This is a genomic window from Pseudoxanthomonas composti (assembly GCF_004122095.1).
Lineage (GTDB): Bacteria > Pseudomonadota > Gammaproteobacteria > Xanthomonadales > Xanthomonadaceae > Pseudoxanthomonas_A > Pseudoxanthomonas_A composti.
This window is the reverse complement of record NZ_SAWZ01000006.1, coordinates 105,562-131,087: the sequence shown is the minus strand read 5'-3', so window position 1 is coordinate 131,087 and position 25,526 is coordinate 105,562. Positions and strand designations below refer to the sequence as shown.

At 69.0% G+C, this 25,526-nt stretch carries 17 protein-coding genes and 1 pseudogene; 11 read left to right on the top strand and 7 right to left on the bottom strand.

The features are described 5' to 3' along the window. The first annotated feature begins 37 nt into the window (after positions 1 to 37). Positions 38 to 772 (top strand): DUF3011 domain-containing protein, encoded by a 735-nt coding sequence (locus EPA99_RS12550; RefSeq protein WP_129471575.1) that lies wholly within the window; start codon positions 38 to 40, stop codon positions 770 to 772. Positions 773 to 829: 57 nt separating this feature from the next. Here the strand turns inward: EPA99_RS12550 and EPA99_RS12545 are convergent, their stop codons facing one another. Next, positions 830 to 1,150, bottom strand: coding sequence for an FmdB family zinc ribbon protein (locus EPA99_RS12545; RefSeq protein WP_129471574.1), 321 nt, complete (start codon positions 1,148 to 1,150; stop codon positions 830 to 832). A 292-nt stretch (positions 1,151 to 1,442) separates the two neighbouring features. Between EPA99_RS12545 and EPA99_RS12540 the strand changes: the two genes are divergently transcribed. From EPA99_RS12540 to EPA99_RS12530, 3 genes are all read left to right on the top strand, one after another. Further along, entirely contained in the window at positions 1,443 to 2,696 is a 1,254-nt protein-coding gene (locus tag EPA99_RS12540) for an MFS transporter (protein WP_129471573.1), read from the top strand. Beyond that, positions 2,693 to 5,056: a glucosylglycerol-phosphate synthase gene (gene ggpS / locus EPA99_RS12535; protein WP_129471572.1), complete on the top strand. Its 2,364-nt coding sequence runs from the start codon at positions 2,693 to 2,695 to the stop codon at positions 5,054 to 5,056. Before EPA99_RS12540 ends, ggpS begins: the two co-directional genes overlap by 4 nt. Before the next feature lie 157 nt (positions 5,057 to 5,213). Then, on the top strand, positions 5,214 to 6,053 hold the full coding sequence (locus tag EPA99_RS12530) for a GAF domain-containing protein (protein ID WP_129471571.1): 840 nt from the start codon (positions 5,214 to 5,216) through the stop codon (positions 6,051 to 6,053). Between the two features lie 35 nt (positions 6,054 to 6,088). On the opposite strand, the gene bla (EPA99_RS12525) is transcribed toward EPA99_RS12530, so the two are convergent. Both bla (EPA99_RS12525) and bla (EPA99_RS12520) read right to left on the bottom strand, forming a co-directional pair. Continuing rightward, positions 6,089 to 7,009, bottom strand: coding sequence for a class A beta-lactamase (gene bla, locus EPA99_RS12525; protein ID WP_129471570.1), 921 nt, complete (start codon positions 7,007 to 7,009; stop codon positions 6,089 to 6,091). 59 nt (positions 7,010 to 7,068) lie between these two features. Then, a complete protein-coding gene (gene bla, locus EPA99_RS12520; RefSeq protein ID WP_129471703.1) occupies positions 7,069 to 7,935 on the bottom strand; it encodes a subclass B3 metallo-beta-lactamase in 867 nt (288 codons plus the stop codon). Positions 7,936 to 8,062: 127 nt separating this feature from the next. Between bla (EPA99_RS12520) and EPA99_RS12515 the strand changes: the two genes are divergently transcribed. Then, entirely contained in the window at positions 8,063 to 8,935 is an 873-nt protein-coding gene (locus EPA99_RS12515; protein ID WP_129471569.1) for a LysR family transcriptional regulator, read from the top strand. Positions 8,936 to 9,249: 314 nt separating this feature from the next. Here the strand turns inward: EPA99_RS12515 and EPA99_RS12510 are convergent, their stop codons facing one another. Then, a complete protein-coding gene (locus EPA99_RS12510) occupies positions 9,250 to 11,136 on the bottom strand; it encodes an ABC-F family ATP-binding cassette domain-containing protein (RefSeq protein WP_129471568.1) in 1,887 nt (628 codons plus the stop codon). 294 nt (positions 11,137 to 11,430) lie between these two features. On the opposite strand from EPA99_RS12510, the gene EPA99_RS12505 reads away from it, so the two are divergent. The 5 genes from EPA99_RS12505 (at position 11,431) to ybaL (ending at position 20,602) form a co-directional block, all read left to right on the top strand. After that, a complete protein-coding gene (locus EPA99_RS12505) occupies positions 11,431 to 13,836 on the top strand; it encodes a TonB-dependent receptor plug domain-containing protein (protein ID WP_129471567.1) in 2,406 nt (801 codons plus the stop codon). Positions 13,837 to 14,066: 230 nt separating this feature from the next. Continuing rightward, a complete protein-coding gene (locus EPA99_RS12500; RefSeq protein WP_129471566.1) occupies positions 14,067 to 16,427 on the top strand; it encodes a TonB-dependent receptor plug domain-containing protein in 2,361 nt (786 codons plus the stop codon). Between the two features lie 331 nt (positions 16,428 to 16,758). Continuing rightward, positions 16,759 to 17,586: an AraC family transcriptional regulator gene (locus EPA99_RS12495; protein WP_129471565.1), complete on the top strand. Its 828-nt coding sequence runs from the start codon at positions 16,759 to 16,761 to the stop codon at positions 17,584 to 17,586. A 110-nt stretch (positions 17,587 to 17,696) separates the two neighbouring features. Continuing rightward, positions 17,697 to 18,644: a DMT family transporter gene (locus EPA99_RS12490; protein WP_129471564.1), complete on the top strand. Its 948-nt coding sequence runs from the start codon at positions 17,697 to 17,699 to the stop codon at positions 18,642 to 18,644. A gap of 224 nt (positions 18,645 to 18,868) precedes the next feature. Continuing rightward, positions 18,869 to 20,602: a YbaL family putative K(+) efflux transporter gene (ybaL, locus tag EPA99_RS12485; protein WP_129471702.1), complete on the top strand. Its 1,734-nt coding sequence runs from the start codon at positions 18,869 to 18,871 to the stop codon at positions 20,600 to 20,602. 515 nt (positions 20,603 to 21,117) lie between these two features. On the opposite strand, the gene EPA99_RS12480 is transcribed toward ybaL, so the two are convergent. Together EPA99_RS12480 and clpB are read right to left on the bottom strand one after the other, a co-directional pair. After that, positions 21,118 to 21,993, bottom strand: a complete 876-nt coding sequence (locus tag EPA99_RS12480) for an AraC family transcriptional regulator (RefSeq protein WP_129471563.1) — start codon at positions 21,991 to 21,993, stop codon at positions 21,118 to 21,120. A gap of 101 nt (positions 21,994 to 22,094) precedes the next feature. Continuing rightward, on the bottom strand, positions 22,095 to 24,680 hold the full coding sequence (gene clpB, locus EPA99_RS12475) for an ATP-dependent chaperone ClpB (protein ID WP_129471562.1): 2,586 nt from the start codon (positions 24,678 to 24,680) through the stop codon (positions 22,095 to 22,097). A gap of 167 nt (positions 24,681 to 24,847) precedes the next feature. On the opposite strand from clpB, the pseudogene EPA99_RS12470 reads away from it, so the two are divergent. Beyond that, positions 24,848 to 25,108 (top strand): annotated as a pseudogene (locus tag EPA99_RS12470) (GIY-YIG nuclease family protein); the annotation flags it as partial. Between the two features lie 91 nt (positions 25,109 to 25,199). On the opposite strand, the gene EPA99_RS12465 reads toward EPA99_RS12470, so the two are convergent. Beyond that, on the bottom strand, positions 25,200 to 25,418 hold the full coding sequence (locus tag EPA99_RS12465; RefSeq protein ID WP_164978647.1) for a polyprenyl synthetase: 219 nt from the start codon (positions 25,416 to 25,418) through the stop codon (positions 25,200 to 25,202). Between the last annotated feature and the right edge of the window lie 108 nt (positions 25,419 to 25,526).

The following is a 25,526-nucleotide window of genomic DNA, read 5'->3' as shown; positions in this document are numbered from 1 at the left end:
TATAGTCCGCGCACCAACCAACCGGTGGAGGGGTGCCATGTTGCGACTGCTGTGCGTGTGTGTGCTGGCGTGCTGGGCCGTGTGGCTGGCGCCGCCGGCGCGGGCCCAGGGCCCGACCGTGACCTGCGAAAGCAAGGACGCGCGCTATCGGGAATGCCCGGCCGGATTCCGCCGGGCCGAGCTGGTGCAGTCCCTGTCCAAGAGCCCCTGCATCGAGGGCCGCACCTGGGGCAGTCGCAACGGTGCGGTCTGGGTGGACCGCGGCTGCCGCGGCCGCTTCGCCGAAGCCAGCGGCGGCTGGGGCGGAGGGGGTGGCGGTGGCGGCGCGGTGATTCGCTGCGAGAGCACCGACCGCCGCTATCGCGAATGCCCGGCCGACTTCCGCGGCCGCGCCGAGCTGAGCCGGCAGCTGTCGGGCACGCGCTGCGAGGAAGGCCGCACCTGGGGCCAGCGCCGTGGCGCGATCTGGGTCGACGGCGGCTGCCGCGGCGAGTTCCGCCAGGGCCGCGGTGGCGGCTGGGGCCCGGGCCGCCCCGACGATGGCTGGGGACCGGGCGGTCCTGGCCGTCCCGGCGACGGCCCGGCGCAGGCGGTGACCTGTTCCAGCAACGACAACCGCCAGCAGGTCTGCGCCTGGGAGCCGCGCTGGGGCCGCCCAGTGCTGGTCAGGCAACTGTCTAAGACCCCCTGCCGCGAGGGCAGCAACTGGGGTTACCGGCGCGGCCAGCTGTGGGTCAGTGGTGGCTGCCGAGCCACCTTCTCCAGCCGCTGACGGCCGCGGCAGGCGCCGGGCCGCGGGCGGGGACAGCCCCGCCCGGGCCGGCGCCGATCAATCGGCCTTGGTCGCAGCGCCCGAGGGCGCCGCCGTCGCCGGCTTGCTGTCGGTCTTGGCGGCGCCACCAGCGTCGCCCGAGGGAGCCTTCGGCGCCCCGCTGCTGCCTTCGGTCAGGTTGCGCTTCTTGTCGCCGTCCTTCTTGAAGTCCGTTTCGTACCAGCCGCCGCCGGCCAGGCGGAACGAGGGCGCGGTGACCTGCCGGCGGATCGCCGCCGCGCCGCAGGACGGGCAGGTCTGCGGGTCGGGATCGGACAGTTTCTGGAGGCGGTCGAAGGTGTGACCGCACTGGTCGCACTGGAAGGCATAGATCGGCATGGCGAGCAGCAAGGATGACGCGGGAGGGCGGCAGTATCGGGCCTAAGCCGCGGCTTTCAAGCCCGGCGACGCCCGCCATCGCCACGATGGGTCTTCACCCGCCCTCCCGTGCGCGCAGGCCACGATGGTGCAACGCACCGTATCGGCGTGGGAATTGGCATGAAATTGACGGCGTTTGACGACATTTGCCGCCGTTACGCTCGCAATCCATCTTGTGCCGCCTGGACCAGACCCCGGGTTTTCGTTAGAATCGAGTTATGACCGAGTCCCCCTCCCGTTCGAGGTGGTCGGCGTGCTGAGGCTGACCACCCTGCTGTTCGGCGTGGCGTTGCTCCTGACGGGCAGCGGGCTTCTGGGTACCTTGCTGGCGGTCCGCGGCGCGCAAGCCGGCTTCGACGACCGCACCCTTGGACTGGTGATGTCCGGCTACTTCGCCGGGTTCTTCTTCGGCACCTTCATCGGGCCGCCGATGATCGGCCGCATCGGCCATATCCGCGCCTTCGCCTTTTTCGCCGCACTGGCCGCCATCGCGGTGCTGCTGCATCCGGTCTGGGTCAACGCCTGGGCCTGGGGCCTGCTGCGCCTGATCACCGGCGCGGCGCTGGTGGGCCTGTACACCACCATCGAGAGCTGGCTCAACGCCGAACCCAACGCGCAGACCCGGGCGAAGGTGTTCTCGGTCTACATGATGGTGAACCTGTCGGCGCTGGCCTTGGGCCAGGTGCTGCTGGGCTGGGGCGGCATGGCCATGGCCACCTTGTTCTCGCTGACCGCGATCCTGATCTGCGCCTCGGTGATGCCGGTCTCTGCCACCCCGCTGCTGCAGCCGGAGGTGCCGCCGCTGACCCGCTTCAGCCTGCGCCGGCTCTACGCGCTGGCCCCGGCCGCCACGGTCGGCGCGGCGCTATCCGGGCTGGCCATGGGCGGGTTCTGGGGCCTCTCGCCGGTCTACGCCGGGCGCATCGGGCTGGACACGCAAGGCGTGGCCTTGTTCATGCTTTCGGCCATCGCTGGCGGCGCCCTGCTGCAGGTGCCGATCGGGCGCATCAGCAACGGCCGCGATCGCCGCGCGGCGCTGGCGGCCACTGCCCTGGTCGCCGCGCTGGTGGCCTTGGCCATGTTGTTGCCGGCGGTGCAGGCCGACCACCGGCTGCTGTTCGGCCTGTTCTTCCTGTTCGGCGGGCTGAGCTTTTCGCTGTATCCCTTCGCCGTGGCGCACATGCTGGATTACCTGCCGCGCGAGCATCTGCTCTCGGGCTGCTCCAGCCTGCTGCTGGTCAACGGGGTGGGCTCGGCCATCGGCCCGGCGCTGGCCGGCGGGGCGATGCAGCGCTTCGGCGCGCAGGCGCTGCCGGTCTACTTCGCGGTCATGCTGCTGGCGCTGACCTGCTACCTGGGCGCACGCCTGCGCTTCCCGCGCCACCGCATCTTCGCCACGCCGTTCCGGCCGATGCTGCGCACCACCCCGTCCGCGCTGGAGCTGATCCCGGAGACCGAACCTGCCCCGGCGCACTCCCCTTCCACTCACCACAAGGAACCCCATTGACCCCGCAGAAACCACACAACGCTCCCTCATCCTCCGCCTCCAACGAGGCCAAGCTCATCCTCGCCACCGATCTGGATGGCACCTTCCTGGCGGGCTCGCCGGAAGACCGCTTCAAGCTCTATCGCCTGATCGACCAGCACCCGGAGATCCAGCTGATCTTCATCACCGGCCGCGGCCTGGAAGCGGTGATGCCGCTGCTCAACGACCCCTCGGTGCCGCGCCCGGACTATGTGGTCTGCGACGTGGGCGCCACCGTGGTCGATGGGCGCACGCTGCAGTCGCTGCACCCGCTGCAATCCAGGATCGATGCCCGCTGGCCGGGCGACTACGTGGTGGCACAGGCGTTGCGTGAGTTCCCGCAGCTGGTGCGCCAGGACGTGCCCCAGGCCCGACGCTGCTCCTACTATTGCGACCCGCAGACGCTGGCACCGATCCGCTCGCAGATCGAGAAGACCGCCCAGGACCTGGGCTGCGCCGTGCTGTATTCGGGCGAGCGCTACCTGGACGTGCTGCCGCCGGACACGGACAAGGGCCGCACGCTGGCGGCGCTGGCCAAGCACCTGAAACTGCCGCGCGAGCGCATCCTGGTCGCTGGCGACACCCTCAATGATCTGTCCATGTACGCGGCCGGCTTCCGCGGCGTGTGCGTGGGCGATTCGGAGCCCGCGCTGATCGAGGCCACCGGCTCGCTGGCGCAGGTCTACCACGCCAAGGCGCCAGGCTGCGGCGGCATCCTTGAGGCCATCGACCATTTCGACCTGCTGGGCGACAGCGGCCTGCCGGCCACGCCCGCCCCGCGCAAGGGCGGGGCCGAACTGCTGATGGTCTACCACCGCCTGCCCTACGAGGAGTTCTTCGAGGGCGGCAAGGTGGTGCGGCGCCAGCCCAAGTCGCCCAACGGCATCATTCCTTCGCTGCTGGGTTTCTTCGAGGGCGGGCAGAAGGGCTCGTGGGTGGCTTGGAGCATCGACGACCCCAAGCGCGGGCCGTTCGAGACCCACACGCCAGTCGATGCAGAGAAGTACCCGACGCTCACCGCCGCGCGCGTGCCGCTGACCAAGACCGAGGTCGACATCTTCTACAAGCGCTTCAGCAAGGAAGCGTTCTGGCCGATGCTGCACGTGTTCTGGGAACGGGCCAAGTTCCGCGAGGACGACTGGCAGGTGTTCCTGAAGGTCAACCGCAAGTTCGCCGAGGCCACCGCTGCCGAAGCCGCCGACGGGGCCACGGTGTGGGTGCACGACTACAACCTGTGGATGGTGCCGGCCTACCTGCGCGAGATGCGCCCGGACCTGAAGATCGCCTTCTTCCACCACACCTACTTCCCCTCGGCCGATGTGTTCAACGTGGTGCCCTGGCGCCGGGAGATCATCGGCAGCCTGCTGTCCTGCGACTACGTGGGCTTCCACATTCCACGCCAGGTGGAAAATTTCGTGGACGTGGTGCGCGGGGTGGCGCCGGTGGAGCGCGTGCGCACCGAGAGCTGCGCGCCCCGCTTCCTCACCTATGGCTGCGCGGTGGGGCTGGACACCATGACCACGCGCCTGCGCGTGGGCCACCGTGAGGTCGCCCTGGGCGCGCACCCGGTGGGCACGGACATGCGCCGCATCAAGGCCACGCTGGGCAAGGCCGACGTGCGCAACAACATCTTCAAGCTGCGCCGCGAGATCGGCGCGCGCAAGCTGGTGCTGTCGGTCGAACGCCTGGACTACACCAAGGGCACCCTGGCCAAGCTGGAGGCCTTCGAACGCCTGCTGGAAACGCATGCCGAGCACCACGGCAAGGTCACCCTGCTGATGATCTGCGTGCCGGCGGCCAAGGAAATGACGGTCTACCGCCAGCTGCAGAACCAGATCGAACAGGCCGTGGGGCGCATCAACGGCCGCTTCGCGCGCATGGACTGGACGCCGGTGCGGTTCTTCGCCCAGGCCTTTCCCTTCGATGAGGTGGTGGCGCACTACGCGGCGGCGCAGGTGATGTGGATCACCCCGCTGCGCGATGGCCTGAACCTGGTCGGCAAGGAGTTCGTGGCCACCCAGGGCATCGAGGGCGGCGACGGGGTGCTGGTGCTGAGCGAGTTCGCAGGTGCCGCCGCCGAGCTCAAGGGCGCGGTGCTGACCAATCCGCACGACACCAACGATCTGTCCAACGGACTGCACCAGGCGCTGACCATGCCCGATGCGGAGATCGCCGGCCGCATGCGTCAGCTGGTGGAGATCGTGGAGTACTACGACGTGGACCGCTGGGGCAAGGATTTCCTCGAAGCGGTGGGGCAGGCCGGCGCGCGCCCTGCCGGGCGCAGGAAGTCCGTGGCCGCGCGCCCGGCGCCCCGCCGTGCCAGCGAGAACAGCCCCGCCTGAGGCAGAGCTAGGCCCGTTCCGGATCGTTCCGAACGGGCCTGGGCCCCTGGCGCACAAACGCCCGAACGGCGCCATCCGCAGCGTCGCGGCGGCGACGAAAGTGTGACAATGGGCGCCTGCTGCGCTGTCCCTGCGACGCCCACCCCACGAGCGCCAGATGTCCAACTCCCCCTATGTGTCTGGTTTCGACATGCCTGGCGCCGCGCTTGGCCCTGAGCTGGAAACGGTGCTGGTCGCCTTGCTGGACCGGGTGCCGGATGCGGCCTGGCAACAGGCGCTGCTGAGCCAGTCCAAGCGGTTCGTGGCGGCGCAGGGAATCACCCAGCTGCGCCTGATCGGCACCCACCTGCACCTGGTCGGGCCGGCGGCACGGCTGCGGCTTGCCGCCGCGGCGGTGCAGAAGCTGGTGGCCGATGTGTCACGCGCCGCCCTGCTGGCGCGCCTGCAACAGCGCGGCACCGCGCAAGCGCCAGCGCCTGCCGAGATCGAACGGGCCCTGGCCGCGCACGCGCAGGCCGACGTGCGCAACGACGAGGTTCGCGCCGTCGCACGCGTGCCGCAGCTGCAGGACCTGCTGGCGAAGGTCTGCAGCGTCACCGGCATGCGCTTTGCCGCCGTGGCGCGCGTGGCCGAACACCGCTGGACCACCTGCGCGGTGAACGACCTGCTGGATTTCGGCCTGCAGCCGGGCCAGGACCTGATCCTGGAGACCACGATCTGCCGCGAGCTGCGGCCCGGGCAGACCACCGCCTTCGGCCAGGCCAGCGCGCATCCGCTTTATGCCCGACATCACACACCGAAGATCTACGGCTTCGAGAGCCATATCTCGGTGCCGCTGATGCTCGGCGATGGACGGCTGTTCGGCTCGCTGTGCGCGCTGGACCCCAAGCCGGTGCCGATGGACGAGGCGGTGATCGCGCAGGTCCAGGCGGTGGCGGCGGCGATCTCCTCGCACCTGGTGCTGGAGACGGCGCCGGCGCCGCAGGTGGCGGACTAGCCCGCCGCGCTGCCCTGGCCTGCGCGGCGTCGCGCTCAGGCGCTGCCGACGGCCTCGGCCACCGCAGCACCGACGTTGGCGATGACCGCATCGCGTGCGGCCGCATCCTGCGGGCTGCCGGTGAGGAAACAGCTGACCACCAGCGGCGCGGCATCGCGCGGCCAGAGGATGCCGACATCGTTGCTGGTGCCGTTGCGGCCATCGGGCGTTCCGCTGCTGCTGCCGGTCTTGCTGCCGACGGTCCAGCCCGGGGGCAGCCCAGCCCGCAGGCGCGCGGCGTTGGTCTTGCAGCCGCGCAGCCAGGCCTGCATCCGCGCACGGCTGGCGGCGCTGAGCGTGTCGCCCAGGGCCACGCGCTGGAGCGTGTCGGTCATGGCCTCGGGCGTGCTGGTGTCGCGCGCATCGCCGGGGATGCAGGTGTTGAGCATCGGCTCGATGCGGTCCGAGCGCGTCTGGGCGTCGCCGATGCCGCGCAGATAGGCGCTCAGGCCGGCCGGGCCGCCGACCAGCGCGAACAGTAGGTTGGCCGCGGCGTTATCGCTCTGCGTCATCGCCGCCTCGCACAGCGTCAGCACGTCCACGCCCTGCCCGCCGATGTGTTGTTCGCTGTAGGGCGAATACGGCAGCAGGTCCTTTCGCGCGATGACGATGCGCTGTTCGGCCCTGAGGGTGCCGGCGTCGATGCGCGCCAGCACCGCCGTGGCCAGCGGGAACTTGACCGTGCTGCACATCGGGAAGCGCTCGGTCTGACGCCAGCCGGCGCGTTGTCCGCTGGCGGTGTCCAGCACGCTCACGCCCAGCCGCCCCTGGCTCTGCGCTTCGATCCGCCTCAGGGCCTTGCGCAGGCCTGCCTGGTCCAGCCGGCCATGCGTTGCCGGCAGTGCCGCCCAGCTGCCGCCGCTGCCGAGCGCGGCCAGCGTCAGCCCGGCCAGTCGCATGAAGTCACGTCGTTTCATCGCGTCTCCTCAAGATTGTTGGCGATCCGGATCGATCGGCTTGGCCGACCGATGGTGATTCAAGGCTTGGCCTGTTCGGCACGCAGCTGTGCCTGCAGCGCGCGCTCGGCGGCATCGGCGTAGGCCACGCACGAGGTGGGACGCGGCTGCGGATGGGCGGCATCGGCATAGTCCCAGCCGCTGTTGTCCGCGTGCGGGGTCAGCAACAGGTCGCAGGGCAAGGCGCGCACCGTGGCGAAGCTGGCGCGGTAGGCCGACAGCAGCTTGGGCACGCGCGGGTTGTGCTGAAGCCGATAGCCGGGCGCGCTGAGGCTGTCCACGTAAGCCATGCGCAGGGCCTGGCCCTGGTGCGTGTCGGTCCAGGTCCAGCTCATGCTGCCCGGGGTGTGCCCCGGGGTGAAATGCACGGTGAAATCGATGCCGCCCAGTTGCACCGTTTCACCGTCCTGCACCAGACGATCCACGGCCACTGGAGGGAACAGGATGCTGTCGCCGAAGTGCAGGTCATCGCTGCCGCCCCGCTGCAGCAGCACCGCCGACTCGGCGTTGCTGACCAGGCGCGCGCCGGTGAGGCGGCGCAGCTCGGCCAGGGGCCCGGCGTGATCGGCATGGGCATGGCTGTGCAGGATCAGGCGCAGGTCCTGCGGACGCACGCCCAGGCGCGCCATGTTGTCCAGCAGCAGGCGCGCGCTCTGCTGCATGCCGCCATCGATCAGCACCGCGCCATCGTCGGTCTTGACCAGCAGCGCGGTCAGGCTGCGCGTACCGATCTGCCAGACATGGTCGCTGATCCGCACCGGCGGCACCGGGGTCAGCCATTCGGGATCGACCGTGTAGGCCTCCAGCTGCAGCAGGGGCTGGGCCGCGCAAGCCGGGACCCTCGTGCCGGCGGAGATGGCGGTGGCCACCAGCATCGTCATCCACATTCCCATCCGGCTTGCCGGCATGCGCTTTCCTTATCGAATGATTGGTGCCCCACATCCTCCCAGGGCTCCACGGCCGCCACCACCGCGAAGATTTGATCCGAGGCATGAGAAGAACTTATGGTTCGGCATGCTCCGGACCCAGCTCCCGCTCAATGCCCTGCGTGCCTTCGAGGCCGCCGCGCGCCACCAGAACCTGACCCGCGCCGCCCTGGAGCTGCACGTCAGCCAGGCCGCGCTGAGTCACCAGATCCGCCAGCTGGAAGAGCGCCTGGGCCTGACGCTGCTCCAACGCCTGCCGCGCGGCGTGGCCCTGACCGAGGAAGGCGCGGCCCTGGCGCCGGAGCTGAGCGCGGCCTTCGACCGCATCAGCGCGGCGCTGGACCGCGTGGAAGGCGGGCGCTTCCGCGAGGCGCTGACCGTGGGCGTGGTGGGCACATTTGCCACCGGCTTCCTGCTGCCGCGGCTGCAGGACTTCGCGCTGGCACACCCGGGCATCGATCTGCGCGTGCAGACCCACAACAATCGCATCGAGCAGGCCGGCGACGGCCTGGAGCTGGCCATCCGCTTCGGCGATGGCCAATGGGCCGGGCTGGAAGCCACCGAGCTGGCCGCCGCCCCGCTTTCGCCCGCCTGCGCGCCAGCCCTGGCCGCGCGCCTGCAGCATCCGCGCGACCTGATGGGCGCGGTGCTGCTGCGCTCGTTCCGGCAGGACGAATGGCGCCGCTGGTCGGCGGCGGCCGGGATTCCCCCGCTGGAGGCGCGCGGGCATGTGTTCGATTCCTCGCTGGCTTTGGCCGATGCGACTGCGGCGGGTGTCGGGGTGGCACTGCTGCCCTTGGCGATGTTCGAGCGCGACCTGGCCAGCGGACGCCTGTTGCGCCCATTCGCCGCACAGGTCGATGTCGGCCGTTACTGGCTGACGCGGCTGCGTTCGCGGGCCGAGACTCAGGCGATGCGTGCGTTTCGGCTGTGGCTGGTGGCGCGGTGCGCTGGTGAGTGACCAGGGCGCTCAAGGTGCGATCGGACAAGCAGCTTTTTCAGACCATCGCCCAAGTGCGGCTTCAGTCGCGCGGCTGTAAGCGCAGCCTGTGGAGCAAGCTGTGAAGACAGTTGTGGCAGTAAGTGTGGGAGCGGCTTCAGCCGCGAATGGGCTTTCCCGATTGATCAGACCTGGTCGGGCAAGCCCCTTCGCGGCTGAAGCCGCTCCCACAAAAGCTGCTCCTGTGAATAGCCGCTCCTGCGAACAGGTTCGACCCCGCTAGCCATTAGGCCACGCATTTCAGCGCGCCGCCGTCCGGGCGCAGGCCGCGCGCCTCAGGCGCTTTCCAGCAGCTCCATCCAGGTCTGCTCGGCATTGGCCAGCTGCTCGGCGGTGGCCTGGCGGTCGCGGGTGATGCTGGCCATGCGCGCCTTGTCGCTGTAGTGCTTGGGATCGGCGAGCTGGCGGTCCAGCTCGGCCAGCGCCGCGGTCAGCTCCTCCACGCGCTTTTCCGCGGCCGCCAGCTTGTGCGGGTTGGCCGGCTTCCTGGCCGCAGCAGGCTTGCTGGGCGTGGGCGGGGCCAGCGGCTTGGTCGGCGGCGGCGGGGTGGGCGCGGCCTGGGCCATCTTCTGCTTGGTGCCCTGCGCGTTGGGGCGCGTGCGCAGCCAGGCGGCGTATTCGTCCAGGTCGCCGGCGAAGGGCTCGACCACGCCGTCGGCCACGCGCCAGAAGGTGTCGCAGACCAGGCCGATCAGGTGGCGGTCATGGCTGACCATGACGATGGCGCCCTCGAAGATGCTCAGCGCCTCGGCCAGCGCCTCGCGCATCTCCAGGTCAAGGTGGTTGGTCGGCTCGTCCAGCAGCAGCACATTGGGCTGCTGCCAGGCGATCAGCGCCAGCGCCAGGCGCGCGCGCTCGCCGCCGGAAAAGCCATCGACCACCTCGAAGGCGCGGTCGCCCGGGAAGTTCCACTTGCCCAGGAAATCGCGGAAGGACTGCGTGGAGGCATCCGGGGAAATCTCGCGGAAGTGGTCGATGGGCGACTGGCCCTCGTGCAGCGATTCGACGGTGTGCTGGGCGAAGTAGCCGATGCACAGGTCCGGGTGCGCGCTGCGCTCGCCGCGCACCGGCGCCAGCTCGCCGACCAGGGTCTTGACCAGGGTGGACTTGCCCGCGCCGTTGGGCCCCAGCAGGCCGATGCGGTCGCCCGCCTCCAGGCCGAAGCCGACCTCGTGCAGGATCACCGCGTCCTCGCCGTAGCCGGCCTCGACGTGGTTGAGGCGGATCAGCGAGTACGGCAGGCGCGCCGGTGCGGCGAACTCGATGCGGAACTCGCGCTCGGCGCGCACCGCCTCGGTACCGGCCATCTTGGCCAGGCGCTTGATGCGGCTCTGCGCCTGGCTGGCCTTGCTGGCCTGGGCCTTGAAGCGGTCGATGAAGCTCTGCAGGTGCGCGCGCTCGGCCTCGGCCTTCTCGTGCTGGATCTGCTGCTGGCGCAGGTGTTCGGTGCGCTGGCGCTCGAAATCGGTGTAGCCGCCCACGTACAGCTTGGCGCCGCCGCCGTGCAGGTGCAGGGTGTGGGTGGCCACGTTGTCCAGGAACTCGCGGTCGTGGCTGATCAGCAGCAGCGTGCCCGGGTACTTCAGCAGCCACTGCTCCAGCCAGAACACCGCGTCCAGATCCAGGTGGTTGGTGGGTTCGTCCAGCAGCAGCAGGTCGCTGGGCATCATCAGCGCGCGCGCCAGGTTCAGGCGCACGCGCCAGCCGCCGGAGAAGTCCTTGACCGCGCGCTGATGGGTATCGGCCGGGAATCCCAGCCCATGCAGCAGCTTGCCGGCGCGCGCCTGGGCGTCGTAGCCGCCCACTTCCTCCATGCGGATGTGCACGGCGGCCACCGCTTCCCAGTCCTCGGCGGCGATGGCGTCGGCCTCGGCCTTGAGCACGGCGGCCACCTCGGTGTCCCCGCCCAGCACGAAGTCCAGCGCCGCATCCGGCAGGGCCGGAGTTTCCTGCGCCACGCTGGCCGTGCGCACCTTGCCGGGCAGCTCGACATCGCCCTTGTCCGCTTCCAGCTCGCCCTTGACCGCGGCGAACAGGCTGGACTTGCCGGTTCCATTGCGGCCAACCACGCCCACGCGGTACCCCGCGTGCATGGTCAGGTCGACGTTGGACAACAGCAGGCGTTCGCCGCGACGGAGGGCGAAATTGCGCAGGGAGATCACGAAGGCGTTCCGGTGGGGGGCCGCGGCAGCGGCAGGACAAGTCGCGCAGTTTAGCAACCCGGCCCCGGACCATGCCGGGAACCGCCAAGGGCCAGTCCGCGCGCGCATGGCTGGAACACGCCATTGCGCCGGTCGGCTCATGGCGATTGCGCCGGCCGAAACAGCCAAACGTCATGACGCAAAGTCATGACTTGCCGCGTGCTTTAACGAATACTTAGCGAACGCCCGCTCAAGCATTCCCCTGCATTGATGGCCTGCGCCGGGCGTGGCGCAGGTCCTTGGAGTCCAGACGTCATGATCCGCCAGCAGTCCGCGCTCGCCCTTGCGATCGTTCTTGCCCTGTCCAGCAGCGCCGCCTCGGCCCAGGACACTCCCTCGGCCGCCCCCCAGGCCAACACCCTGGACACGGTGATCGTCACCGGCACCCACGTCTCGGACCGCACCGTGGCCGAGTCGCAGTCGCCGATCGACATCATCACCCCGGAGGCCCTGCAGGCCACCGGCACCTCCGAGCTGGCCACCGCGCTCTCGCGCGCCCTGCCCTCGCTGAACTTCCCGCGCCCGGCGCTGACCGACGGCACCAGCGGCGTGCGCCCGGCGCAGCTGCGAGGCCTGTCGCCGGACCAGGTGCTGGTGCTGGTGAACGGCAAGCGCCGACACACCTCGGCCCAGGTCAACGTCAACGGCAGCATCGGCCGTGGCTCCTCCGCGGTGGACATCAACGCCATTCCGATCGCCTCGATCGAGCGCGTGGAGGTGCTGCGCGACGGCGCCTCGGCGCAGTACGGCTCGGACGCCATCGCCGGCGTGATCAACATCGTGCTCAAGGGCAGCGGCCGCGGCGGCGCCCTGGGCGGCAGCCTGGCGGTGGATTACGGCCAGTACTCGGCCGGCGATGGCGCCAAGACCCAGATGTCCGGCGACACCAGCCTGCAGTTCGCCGATGGCCGCGGCCAGCTTAGCGTGGCCGGCCAGATCAGCCAGCAGGACGAAACCAATCGTGCTGGCCCCTACCAGGGCACCGCGCCGAACACCGGCAACTTCCCGTCCATCGGCCAGACCACCTTCGTGGTCGGCGACCCGGAGGTGGACGCCACGGCGGTGTCGGCCAACGGCAGCTTCCAGTTCAACGATGCCCTCAGCGGCTATGCCACGGCGATCGCCAGCAACCGCGACATCACCTCCTTCGCCTTCTACCGCTCGCGCGCGCACAACGGCCAGGCCGCGCTGCTGGCGCAGGTCTATCCGGATGGCTACGTGCCGGAGATCAACCAGTATTCGAAGGACCGTTCGCTGGTGGCCGGCCTGCGCGGCTCCACCGAGGGTGGCTTTGCCTGGGATGTGAGCTACAACTACGGCTACAACCGCATCGACTTCCACACCCGCAACAGCATCAACTACAGCCTGGGGCTGGACAGCCCGTCCAACTTCTACGACGGCGCGCTGGAGTACACCCAGAACATCGTCAATGCGGACTTCACCCAATCGCTGGACTGGGGCCTGGCCTACCCGGCCACGCTGTCCTTCGGTGCCGAGTACCGTGAGGAGAAGTGGAACCAGTCGCCGGGCGAGCCCAGCGCCTACACCGGCACCACGGGCGGCGCGCAGGGGTTCGCCGGCTTCACCCCGGCCAATGCGGTGCACGCCGATCGCCACAACTACGCGGTCTATGCCGGCATCGAAGCGGACTTCACCGACAAGTTTTCCGCCGGCATCACCGGCCGTTACGAGGACTATTCGGACTTCGGCGACAAGGCCTCGGGCAAGCTGTCGGCGCGCTATGCCTTCACCGACGCGGTCGCCGTGCGCGCCACGGTGGCCAACGGGTTCCGCGCGCCTTCGCTGGCCCAGCAGAGCTACCAGGCGGTGACCAGCGCCTTCATCAATGGCGCGTTCTTCGAGTCGGGCACCTTCCCGGTCGGCAGCGGTGTCGCCCAGGCGCTGGGGGCCACGCCGCTGGAGGCCGAGACCTCGCTGTCCTACAGCCTGGGCCTGGTGCTGCAGCCGGTGGATCGCCTGTACGTCACCCTGGATGCGTACCAGATCAAGATCGACGACCGCATCCTGCTCTCGTCCAACCTCAACGACGCGGCCGTGCTGTCGACCCTGCAGCAGCTGGGCTACACCAACGTCACCAGCGTGCGCTACTTCGCCAACTCGGCCGACACCCGCACCCGCGGCGTGGATCTGGTGGCGACCTACACGCTGCCGTTCGCGGCCAGCTCGCTGGACCTTACCGCCAGCTATGGCTACGCCAAGACCGAGATCACCGATGCGGTATCCCAGCCTGCCGCCCTGGCTGCCATCGGCTCGACCCAGACCATCCTGGGGCGCGATGAGATCGGTCGCCTGGAGGACAGTTTCCCCAAGGACAAGGCCATCCTGAGCGCGACCTGGAAGCTGCAGCACTGGGACTTCAACCTGGCCGCCACGCGCTACGGCGACTTCACCGTGCGCAACGCCGCCAGCGCCTCGCGCGACCAGACCTACGATGCCAAGTGGATCGTCGATGCCTCGGCCAGCTTCAAGCCCAGCGAGAACTGGACCCTGTCACTGGGCGCGGACAACCTGCTGGACGAGTACCCGGACCGGACCGAGAACCTGACCAACTCCACTTTCGGCATGCTGCCCTACAGCAATTACTCGCCGTTCGGCTTCAATGGCGCCTACGTGTACGGACGCATCCGCTACACCTGGTAACACCAGGAATCGACGAGAGGCCCCGGATTTCCGGGGCTTTTTCGTTTTGAACCCGGCACCAGCGCAGGTGGACGGCTGGTTTCATGCGCAACGACGCATAACGAAAATTTGACCTTTGCACGCGCGCTGTGTCATTGGTGAGGCGTGCACGCAGCATTGGCCATGGAGTGCCACCTGAGTCGTTCATGGCGTGATGCGGCGGGCACATCACCCATCTGGAGCCGTACCGCATGACACGACGCATGACCCCCCTGGCGATCTCGGTCGCCATTGCGCTTTCTTGCAGTTCCTTCGCCACTCTTGCCCAATCCGATACACCACGCACGCTGGACAACGTGATCGTCACCGGGACGCGCGTGGCCGACCGCACCGTGGCCGAATCGCAATCGCCGATCGACATCATCTCCCCCGAAGCGCTGTCGTCTACCGGCACCACTGAGCTTGCCACCGCGCTGGCGCGCGCCGTGCCTTCGCTCAACTTCCCCCGCCCTGCGATCACCGATGGCACCGATGCGGTGCGTCCGGCACAGCTGCGCGGGCTGTCGCCGGACCAGACGCTCGTGCTGGTCAACGGCAAGCGCTACCACACCAGTGCGCTGGTCAACCTCAACGGCAGCCAGGGCCGCGGCTCGGCCCCGGCCGACCTCAACACCATTCCCATCGCCGCCATCGAACGGGTGGAAGTGCTGCGAGATGGCGCCGCGGCGCAGTACGGTTCCGATGCCATCGCCGGCGTGATCAACATCGTGCTCAAGGGCAGTGGCCAGGGCGGCAGCCTGAGCGTGCGCGGCGGCCAGTACAGCGCCGGCGACGGCGAGCAGTACCAGGTCTCCGGCGATGCCGGCGTGGCCCTGGGCGAAGCGGGCCAGGTGCATTTCGCCGCCCAGGCCGGCCACCAGAACCAGACCGACCGCGCCAAGCCCTACCAGGGCGTGGTGGAACAGCGCTATGGCGATCCGGAGGTGGAACAGGGCGCGTTTTCCTACAACGGCGAACTCAGCCCCACCGACTACCTGACGTTCTACTCCTACGGCATGGCGAGCAAGCGCAAGGTGCTGTCCAACGGCTACTTCCGCTGGTCCGGCGACAACCGCAACCGCCCGGAAATCTATCCGGACGGCTTCCTGCCGCAGATCTACAACGAGAGCGAGGACCGCAGCTGGGTGGGCGGGCTGAAGACTTCCACCGAGGGCGGCCTCAACATCGACCTGAGCGCCAACTACGGCAGCAACAAGCTCAGCTTCGACGTGCGCAATTCGCTCAACAACTCCATGGGGCTGGCCTCGCCGACCGAGTTCTACGCCGGTGCGCTGGAGCTGAGCCAGTACGTGCTCAACGCCGACTTCAACAAGCAGCTGGACTGGGGCCTGGCGTACCCGGTCACCCTGGCCTTCGGGGCGGAGTGGCGCGGCGAGGACTACGAGCAATCCCCGGGTGAGCCGGCGTCCTATCTCAATGGCGGAGTGCCCTCTGCCAATGGCTCGCTGCTGCCGGGCGCGCAGGTGTTCGCCGGCTTCAAGCCGTCCGACTCGGGCAAGTTCGACCGCAACAGCCACGCGTTCTACGTGAACCTTGAGGCCGATCTCACCGACAAGTTCTCTGCCGGCGTGGCCGGGCGCTACGAGAAGTACAGCGACTTCGGCGACACCAGCAACGGCAAGCTGTCGCTGCGCTATGCCTTCACCGACAAGGTGGCGCTGCGTGCCACCGCCTCCACCGGCTTCCGTGCGCCGTCGCTGCCGCAGCAGTTCTTCCAGTCGGTGGCCACCAACTTCATCGGCGGCGTGCCGTATGAGATCGGCACCTTCCGCACCGACAATCCGGCGGCCATCGCCCTGGGCGCCGAGCCGTTGAAGGCCGAGGAATCGACCAACTACGGCCTGGGCCTGGTGCTGCAGCCGGTGGATGGGCTGTATGTCACGCTCGATGCGTACCAGATCGAGATCAAGGACCGCGTGGTGCTGTCGGAAAACCTGACCTCCACGCCGGTGCGCAACTACCTGCAGGCCAACGGCTTCCCGGGCATCGGAGGCGGCCGCTACTTCACCAACGCGGTGGACACCACCACGCGCGGCGTGGACCTGGTGGGCACCTACCGCTGGGCACTGGCCGGCAGCAACCTGGACCTGAGCGCCGGCTACAACTACAACGAGACCGACATCGACAAGGTCGCCGGCAACCCGGCCGCGCTGGCCGCGATCGACCCGGCCGCCGTGCGCATCGGCCAGGCCGAGCTGAGCCGCATCAAGGAAGGCGCGCCCAACGACAAGTTCTACCTCAGCGCGCTGTGGAGCCCGGGCGATTGGCAGTTCAGTGCCACCACCACCCGGTGGGGCGAGTTCGTGGTCTACAACTCGCCGACCACCGTGCCGGTGGAGCAGACCTTCGATGCGAAGTGGACGCTGGACCTGGCCGCCACCTACAACCTGGGCCGGTGGAGCTTCACCGTCGGTGGCGACAACGTGACCAACGAGTATCCGGACCAGTCGCTGGCCGGCCAGGGCACGCGCACCTACCTGCCGTATGCGACCAACTCGCCGTTCGGGTTCAACGGCGCGTACATGTACGCGAACGTGGGTTTCAAGTGGTAGGCCAGCGCTGACGATGCCCGCCACAGCACCCCGGGCAGTCCCCGGGGTGCTGCCACGCCCGGGTTGTCCGTGTCACGGTGGCGGTGGATGGAAAAGCGCCACCGCACGTAGGGTGGACAACGCGAAGCTTGTCCACCGAGTCCCACCCTGCGGCGTGCCGATCCGTCGCCATGCCCATGTCGTCACCACCGCGGCGATGGTGGATGGAAGAGCGTCATCCACCCTACGGAGGGTGGACCACGCAAAGCTTGTCCATCGGGGCGGCCGTTGGATTGCGGCGCGCCGGTTCGGTCACTGCCAAAGCGGCGCGCGCCGCTCTTAGACTGGGGGCATGCCAGAGATGCCGGATCCGTCGCTGACCTCCGCCGACCACGCCGAGTTTCGCGGCGTGGCAGGCCATTCGGGCGCGGAACTGTATCGCGCGCACATCGTGCAGCATGCCTTCGAGCCGCACACCCACCAGGCCTATGGGCTGGGCATCATCGAAGCCGGTGTCGAACGCTTCCGCTACCGTGGCGCCGATCACCTGGCCACGCCGCAGTCCATCGTGACGATGCATCCGGACGTGCCGCACACCGGGCGCTCGGAAACCACCGGCGGCTGGCGCTACCGCATGCTGTATCTGGATCCGGCCCTGGTCGGCGCGCTCAGCGGTGAGCCGCACTGGTGGTTCGCAGACGTGGTGGCCTCGGGCCATCCCGCCCTGGCCCAGCACCTTGTGCGGCTGCACGTCCAGCTCTGGCGATGCGTCGATGCCCTGCAGGCCGATGGGCTGTTGCTGGAGTTCATCGCAGGCCTGCGTCCGCTGGCGCGTACGGCCCCGGGCGAGCTGCGCGACGGGGCCGCCGCGCGCCTTGAACCGGTGATCGCCTGCATGCACGACTTGCTGCACGAGCCGCTCGTGCTGGCCGACCTGGCGGCCGTGGCCGGGCTGAGCCCGTTCCATTTCCTGCGCAAGTTCAAGGCGCAATACCACCTCACACCCCACCAGATGCTGATGGCCCTGCGGTTGGCCAAGGCCAAGCAGTTGCTGGCGCGCGGCATGCGACCGGCAGAAGTGGCCGCGGCCACCGGGCTGACCGACCAGGCACACCTGACCCGTGCCTTCGCGCGCCGATATGGCACCACCCCGGCGCGCTACCAGCGGCAGGTGCGCTGAGCCCCCTCGCCCCTCACGCGAGCGCAAGCTGGTACAAGACGGCCGCCGCACCCTGGCGCCACTCTGCAGGCCGGCACGACGGCATCCGATTGCAGGGGAAGGACGTACCGATGGGCGCAGGTGTACTACTGGCCTTGATGGCCGGGTTGATGTGGGGCTTGGTCTTCGTGGGGCCGCTGCTGCTGCCCGAGTATCCCCCCGTGCTGCACACCCTGGGCCGCTACCTGGCCTTCGGCATGATCACGCTGCCACTGGCCTGGTGGGACCGCGCCGAGCTGCGAAAGCTCACGCGCGCCGATTGGACCGAGGCGCTCAAGCTCTCGATGGTGGGCAATTTCCTGTACTACCTGTTCCTCGCCAGCGCGATCCAACGCGCCGGTGCGCCCCTGCCGACCATGATCATCGGCACGTTGCCGGCAGTCATCGCCATTGCCGCCAACCTGCGTAATCCGGCGCGCGATGGACATCTGCCCTGGCACCGCCTGGGCCCGGCCCTGGTGGTGATCCTAGCCGGCATCGCCTGCGTCAATGAAGCCGAAATGGCAGCGCTTCCCCCGGCCGGGGCCGCGCAGCGGAGCGGCCACTTCTGGGGCGCGGCCCTGGCCCTCGGCGCTGTTGCCTGCTGGACCTGGTATCCCCTGCGCAACGGCGACTGGATGCGCGCCAACCCGAACCGCAAGGCCCGCGCCTGGGCCACGGCCCAGGGCCTGGCGACCCTGCCGCTGGCGCTGTTGGGCTACGCGGCCTATCTGGCCTGGCGATTGGCGTGGGCGCAGGAGGTGGCACCGTTGGGCCCACGGCCCTGGGCCTTCCTGGGCCTGATGGCGACCATCGGGCTGCTGTCTTCCTGGGTCGGAACCCTGTGCTGGAACGCGGCCAGCCAGCGCCTGCCCACTGCATTGGCGGGCCAGCTGATCGTGTTCGAGACGCTGGCTGCGTTGCTCTACGCCTTCCTGTTGCGAGGCGTCTGGCCAGGTGGCGTCACCCTGCTCGGGATCGCGTTCCTGGTCGCCGGGGTGCTGGTTGCCGTGCGTATCCGCCCCGAGCCGCATGCCTAGCAGCCGGGTGCGGCGGGCATGGTCGACGCGCGTGGCATCGTCCCGCCTGGGCATGCGCACGCGCCTGACAAGGCGCGCGGTTCGATCGGCGTATGGTGGGGGCGTCGCCTGTCGGTTCGGTCAGAATCGATAGACTGCATAAACCGTTCGGTCATTTTCGATTTGCCTGGCCTGTTCATGCTGGGCGAAACTTGAGCAAGGACCGCGCGCAACACGAGGACGCCATGCATCACGACACCAGCCTGATCGACATCATCGCCGTGGGCCTGGCCCTGGCGTTCGTGCTGGGCGCGCTCGCCAACAAGCTCAAGTTCTCGCCGCTGGTGGGCTATCTGGTGGCCGGCGTGCTGGTCGGGCCGTTCACGCCGGGCTTCGTGGCCGACCAGCATCTGGCGATGCAGCTGTCCGAGCTGGGCGTGATGCTGCTGATGTTCGGCGTGGGCCTGCATTTCTCGCTGGACGACCTGATGGAGGTCAAGGCCATCGCCGTGCCCGGCGCGATCGTGCAGATCGCCGTGGCCACACTGCTGGGCTGGGGGCTGGCCTGGTACATGGGCTGGACGCCGCTGGAGGGCTTCGTGTTCGGCCTGGCGCTGTCGGTGGCCAGCACCGTGGTGCTGCTGCGGGCGATGGAAGACCGGCGCATGCTGGACACCAGCAAGGGCCGCATCGCGGTGGGCTGGCTGATCGTGGAAGACCTGGTGATGGTGCTGGCGCTGGTGCTGCTGCCGGCCCTGGCCGGTGCGCTGGGCCAGGGCGATGCCGCCACCGCGACCACCGGCGAATCCACCGGCGTGATCATCGCCAAGGCCATCGGCTTCACCCTGCTGCAGGTCGTGGCCTTTGTGGCGGTGATGCTGATCGTCGGCCGCCGCGTCATCCCCTGGGTGCTGGAGAAGGTCGCCGCCACCGGCTCGCGCGAGCTGTTCACCCTGTCGGTGCTGGCCATTGCCCTGGGCGTGGCCTTCGGTTCGGCCAAGCTCTTCGGCGTGAGCTTCGCGCTGGGCGCCTTCTTCGCCGGCATGCTGCTCAACGAGTCCGAGCTCAGCCACAAGGCGGCCAACGATTCGCTGCCACTGCGCGATGCCTTCGCGGTGCTGTTCTTCGTCTCGGTCGGCATGTTGTTCGACCCCAGCATCGTCATGAAGTATCCCCTGCACGTGCTGGCGACTTTCCTGATCATCGTGGTGGGCAAGTCGCTGGCGGCCTTCGCCATCGTGCGCGCCTTCGGCCATCCGCGCGACACCGCGCTGACCATCTCGGCCAGCCTGGCGCAGATCGGCGAGTTCTCCTTCATCCTGGCCGGCCTGGGCTGGCAGCTGAAGATCCTGCCGCAGGTCGGCCACGACATGATCCTGGCCGGGGCTTTGCTGTCCATTGTCGCCAACCCGTTCCTGTTCGCATGGCTTGACCGACGCACGCGCGCGGCCGAGGCCGAACAGGCCAAGCCGGTGGAAGAGCCGCTGCCCGGCCCGCCGCTCATCGCCAACGACCATGCCATCGTTATCGGCTATGGCCGCGTCGGCAGCGCCTTGGCCCAGGTGCTCAAGGACCGCGGCATCCCGGTGGTGATCATCGACGACAACAAGGAACACGTGGAGCGCGCGCATGCGGCCGGCATCTCCGGCATCCGCGGCAGCGCGGCGGCCGATGCGGTGCTGGCCGAGGCGCAGCCGGGCAAGGCCAAGATCGCCGTGCTGGCCATCCCGCAGCCGCTGGAAGCCGGCGAAGCCATCGCCAAGCTGCGCGCGCTCAACCCCGAGCTCACCGTGCTGGCCCGCGCGCACAGCGATGCCGAGGTCAAGCATCTGCTGGAGCACGGCGCCGATGGCGCGGTGCTGGCCGAGCGCGAACTGGCCTTTTCGCTGGCCGAGATGGTCATGGCCACCCCGCCCTATCGCGCCCTGCGCCCCGGCGCGCCGCCACCGCCGACCGTGGACACGCCGGCGATGCGCTGAGGATCGGGGCGACCGCCCCGGCGTTGATGGTGAGGGACGGTGGTCCGAGGCAAGCTTTCGGTTGGCTTTCCGCATGGCCTGCCGTCGCAGGCGTCCTGGTGGACAAGCTTCGCGTTGTCCTACGTAGGGTGGATGGCGCTGTTCCATCCACCATCGCCGCGAATCAAACACCATGGCGCTGCGGCGTGTCGGGCACCGTCGCAGCCGACGCATCGGTGGACAAGCTTCGCGTTGTCCACCCTACGTAGGGTGGATGGCGCTGTTCCATCCACCACTCGCCGCGAATCAAACACCATGGCGCTGCGGCGTGTCGGGCACTCCCGCCGCGGACGCATCGGTGGACAAGCTTCGCGTTGTCCACCCTACGTAGGGTGGATGGCGCTGTTCCATCCACCATCGACGCAAGTCAAAGGCAATGGCGCGGAGGCGTCTTGCGGCCAGCCGCGCGTATGTTCGCCGTGGCGCGCGGCCACCGCGCGAACCGCACACGCCCGTGCAGGGCGTCGCGTTTCGGGTCAGGCCAATGGCACCAGGATGTCGGTCCGCAGCAGCGCTTCGGGGACCTGTTCGGGGTCGTCCAGGTAGCGGTACAGCACCGGCGCCTCGCGCAGTTGCTCGCCACTGCCGGGCAACCAGCCGGCCAGCAGCTGGTCGGTGCTGTCCTCCAGCCCCAGGAAACTGCCGGTGTGACGCAGGCAGGCATGGCGCCCGCCGGGCCAGGTCTGTCGCTGCATCGGTGGGGGCGGGTCCAGCCCGGCCACCGCGATCGCGCTGGTGAAGGCCAGCGCGGCGCGCGGCACCTCGCGCAGGTCGTCCCAGGCGATGCCATACAGCGCTTCGATCCGCTCGACGGCCCCGCGCTCGGCGGCCACGCCGAACAGCTCGGTGTACACAGTATCCAGCGTGTCGTACTGGCCGAGCGTGCGCAGCGCGATCACCTCGAACGGCTCCAGGCTGACGACGCTGACCTGCAGGGCCACGGCCGCGTCAACGGCGGTGCCTGCGGGCTGGCGCAGGCGCGCCAGGGCCGCCAGCCGCGCCGATCCGTCCGCGCGCAGGCCGCTGGCGGTCTGTCCCAGCCAGTCGCGCAGCACCCGCGCCAAGGCCTGGGAACTCCCGAAGCCGGCCTGCATCGCTACCTCGGTCACGCTGCGTGCCGGATCGCCAAGCAGATGCAGCGCACGCGACAGTCGCAGGCGACTCACGCTGCGCCCCAGGCTCTCCCCGGTCAGCGCCCGATAGATGCGATGGAAGTGGTACGGCGAGAAGTGGCTCAGCGCCGCCAGCGTGTGCAGGTCCGGTGGTTCGGCACCGGACTCGATGGCCTGCTGGACGTGCGCCAGGACGTGGTCGATGCGCTGCTGGTAGTCGTTCTGCGATCCGGGCTTCATGGCGGCGTCCTGGCGCGGGTGGGTGCCGACAGCATCGCGACCGGAAGTCCCGGCCGCGTGCCCGATCTTGCGCGATTCGCGCGTCCCTTGCGCGACCGGCATCAACCCTTGGCGAACACCAACTGCCCGCCTTCGGCATCGACCTTGACCATGTCGCCGCTGGCGAAGGCGCCGGACAGGATCCGGGACGCCAGCGGATTCTCCAGCTGCTGCTGGATTGCACGCTTGAGCGGACGCGCGCCGTAGACCGGGTCGAAGCCGACATTGCCCAGCAGGTCGAACGCCGCATCGGCCACTTCCAGCGCGATGCCGCGCTCGCGCAGGCGCGATTCCAGCCCGCGCAGCTGGATCCTGGCGATCTGCCGGATCTGCGCCTTGTCCAGCGGGTGAAAGACGACGATGTCATCCAGCCGGTTGACGAATTCCGGACGGAAGTGCGCCTGCACCACGCCCATTACCGAGGACTTCATCTGCAGGTAGGCCTCCGGCGAGTCGTCCCCGCTCATCTCCTGGATCAGCTGGCTGCCCAGGTTGGAGGTCATGACGATGACGGTGTTGCGGAAGTCCACCGTGCGGCCCTGGCCATCGGTCAGGCGGCCATCGTCCAGCACCTGCAGCAGGATGTTGAAGACATCGCCGTGGGCTTTTTCAACCTCATCCAGCAGGATCAGCGAGTACGGGCGACGGCGCACCGCCTCGGTCAGGTAACCACCCTCCTCGTAGCCGACATAGCCCGGGGGCGCGCCGATCAGGCGCGCGACCGAATGCTTCTCCATGAACTCACTCATGTCGATGCGGATCATCGCGTCGCTGGAATCGAACAGGAACTCGGCCAGCGCCTTGCACAGCTCGGTCTTGCCCACGCCGGTGGGGCCCAGGAACAGGAACGAGCCGCCCGGACGATTCGGGTCCGCCAGGCCGGCGCGCGAGCGGCGCACCGCATCGGACACCACCTTGATCGCCTCCTCCTGCCCGACCACGCGCGTGTGCAGCTGCTGCTCCATCTGCAGCAGCTTCTCGCGTTCGCCTTCCAGCATCTTGTTGACGGGAATGCCGGTCCAGCGCGAGACCACTTCGGCGATCTCTTCGGCCGTCACGCGGTCCTGTACCAGGCGGAAGTCCTGCTGCTCAGCGGCCTGCGCGGCGGCCAGCTGCTTTTCCAGCTGCGGCAGCTGGCCGTACTGGATCTCGCTCATGCGCGCATAGTCCTGGCGACGCTGCGCGCCTTCCAGCTCCACCCGCGCCGCCTCGATCTGCTCCTTGATCCTGGTCGCGCCCTGCAGCGCGGCCTTCTCGGACTTCCAGATTTCGTTGAGGTCGGAGAACTCGCGTTCCAGGGTGGCGATGTCGGCCTCCAGGTCGGCCAGGCGCTTGGCCGACTCGGCATCCTTCTCTTTCTTCAGCATCTCGCGCTGGATCTTGAGCTGGATCAGGCGCCGCTCCTTGCGGTCCAGCTCCTCCGGCTTGGAGTCGATCTCCATGCGGATGCGCGAGGCCGCCTCGTCCATGAGGTCGATGGCCTTGTCCGGCAGCTGGCGGTCAGCGATGTAGCGGTTGGACAGGGTGGCGGCCGCGACGATGGCCGGGTCGGTGATCTCCACGCCGTGATGCACGGCATAGCGCTCCTTCAGGCCGCGCAGGATGGCGATGGTGTCCTCCACCGAGGGCTCGCCGACATAGACCTTCTGGAAGCGACGCTCCAGCGCGGCGTCCTTCTCCACGTACTTGCGGTACTCATCCAGCGTGGTGGCGCCGATGCAGTGCAGCTCGCCGCGCGCCAGCGCCGGCTTGAGCATGTTGCCGGCGTCCATGGCGCCATCGGCCTTGCCGGCGCCGACCATGGTGTGCAGCTCGTCGATGAACAGGATGATCTGACCCTCGCTCTTGGCCAGGTCGTTGAGCACGCCCTTCAGGCGCTCCTCGAACTCGCCGCGGAACTTGGCGCCGGCGATCAACGCGCCCATGTCCAGCGACAGCACGCGCTTGTTCTTGAGGTTCTCCGGCACCTCGCCATTGACGATGCGCTGGGCCAGGCCTTCGACGATGGCGGTCTTGCCCACGCCGGGTTCGCCGATCAGCACCGGGTTGTTCTTGGTGCGACGCTGCAGCACCTGCACGGTGCGGCGCACCTCCTCGTCGCGGCCAATCACCGGGTCCAGCTTGCCGCTCTCGGCGCGCGCGGTCAGGTCGATGGTGTACTTCTCCAGCGCCTGGCGCTGGTCCTCGGCGTTCTCGCTCTGCACGCTCTGGCCACCGCGCAGCTTGTCGATGGCGGCCTCGATCTTCTTCTTGTCGCCCCCGGCCGCACGCAGCGCCACGCCCAGCGGGCCGCTGTCGTCGGCCGCGGCCAGCACGAACCACTCGCTGGCGATGAAGGCATCGCCATGCTGCTGGGCCAGCTTGTCGGTGACGTTGAGCAGGCGGTTGAGGTCGTTGCCCACCGACAGGTTGCCGGCCTGGCCGGTGACCTTGGGCAGGGCCTCCAGCGACTCGCCCAGGCGCTCGCGCAGCACCGGCACGTTGACGCCGGACTGCTGCAGCAAGGGCTTGGTGGAACCGCCGGACTGGTCCATCAGGGCGACCAGCAGGTGCACCGGCTCGATCATGTTGTGGTCGCGGCCCACGGCCAGCGATTGCGCATCCGCCAGGGCTTGCTGGAAGCGCGAGGTGAGCTTGTCCATCCGCATGGAGAGGTCCTCGAAGTGGTGGCCGGCGTGGCCGGCAATGTCGATCAGATGGCGTTCAAGCCGCGTGTTTCAAGAGCCCCTGAGATGGGGGTTCAGGCCGCGAACGCCTGCCCTCGGGCCGGGCGGCGCCCGCCCTGCACACCGGGGCCCCACGGCATAATCGCCTCATGCCCGCCGCCTCGCCCTGGTTCGTGTACCTGCTGGAATGCCGCAACGGCAGCTACTACTGCGGCATCACCAACGACCTGCAGGCCCGCTTCGAGGCGCACGTGGCTGGCAGGGGCGCGCGCTACACGCGGGCCAATCCGCCGCTGCGGGTAGTGGGCAGCCGCGCCTTCGCCGATCGCGCGGCCGCCTCACGCGCAGAATGGCAGCTCAAGCAGCTGCCGCGGGCGTCCAAGCTGCCGTGGCTGCTGGCGCCGGAACCGGGCCACGCAGGTGCTCCGCCGAGCCAGGCCGATCCTCCAGCGCCGCGCCCGGACGGGCCAGGCCTTGCCTCTCGCCCAGCTGGGCGCGGGCCTACTGCTTCAGGCCGGCCACGACCTCGGGCACGCTGAGCCCCAGCTCCAGCTGCAGGCGCACGTACTCGCGCTCCTTGCGGGAGAGCTTGCGGCCGATCTCGATCCGTACGTCCTCGGCCTGCAGGATGCGCAGGATCCGCGGCATCGCCGAGCCGATCGCATCCGGGCCGTAGCCGGCCTGGCGCAGGGCGTCTTGCAGGAGGGCTTGAAGATCCATGGTGCGTCCAATCGGTAGCGGGCGCGGCATTTTGCACCAGCCGGCGCCGGTGCAACGCCTGAGCGCCGCTCAGCCCACGCCCACCGATCTGCCATTTGAGCGATGGAT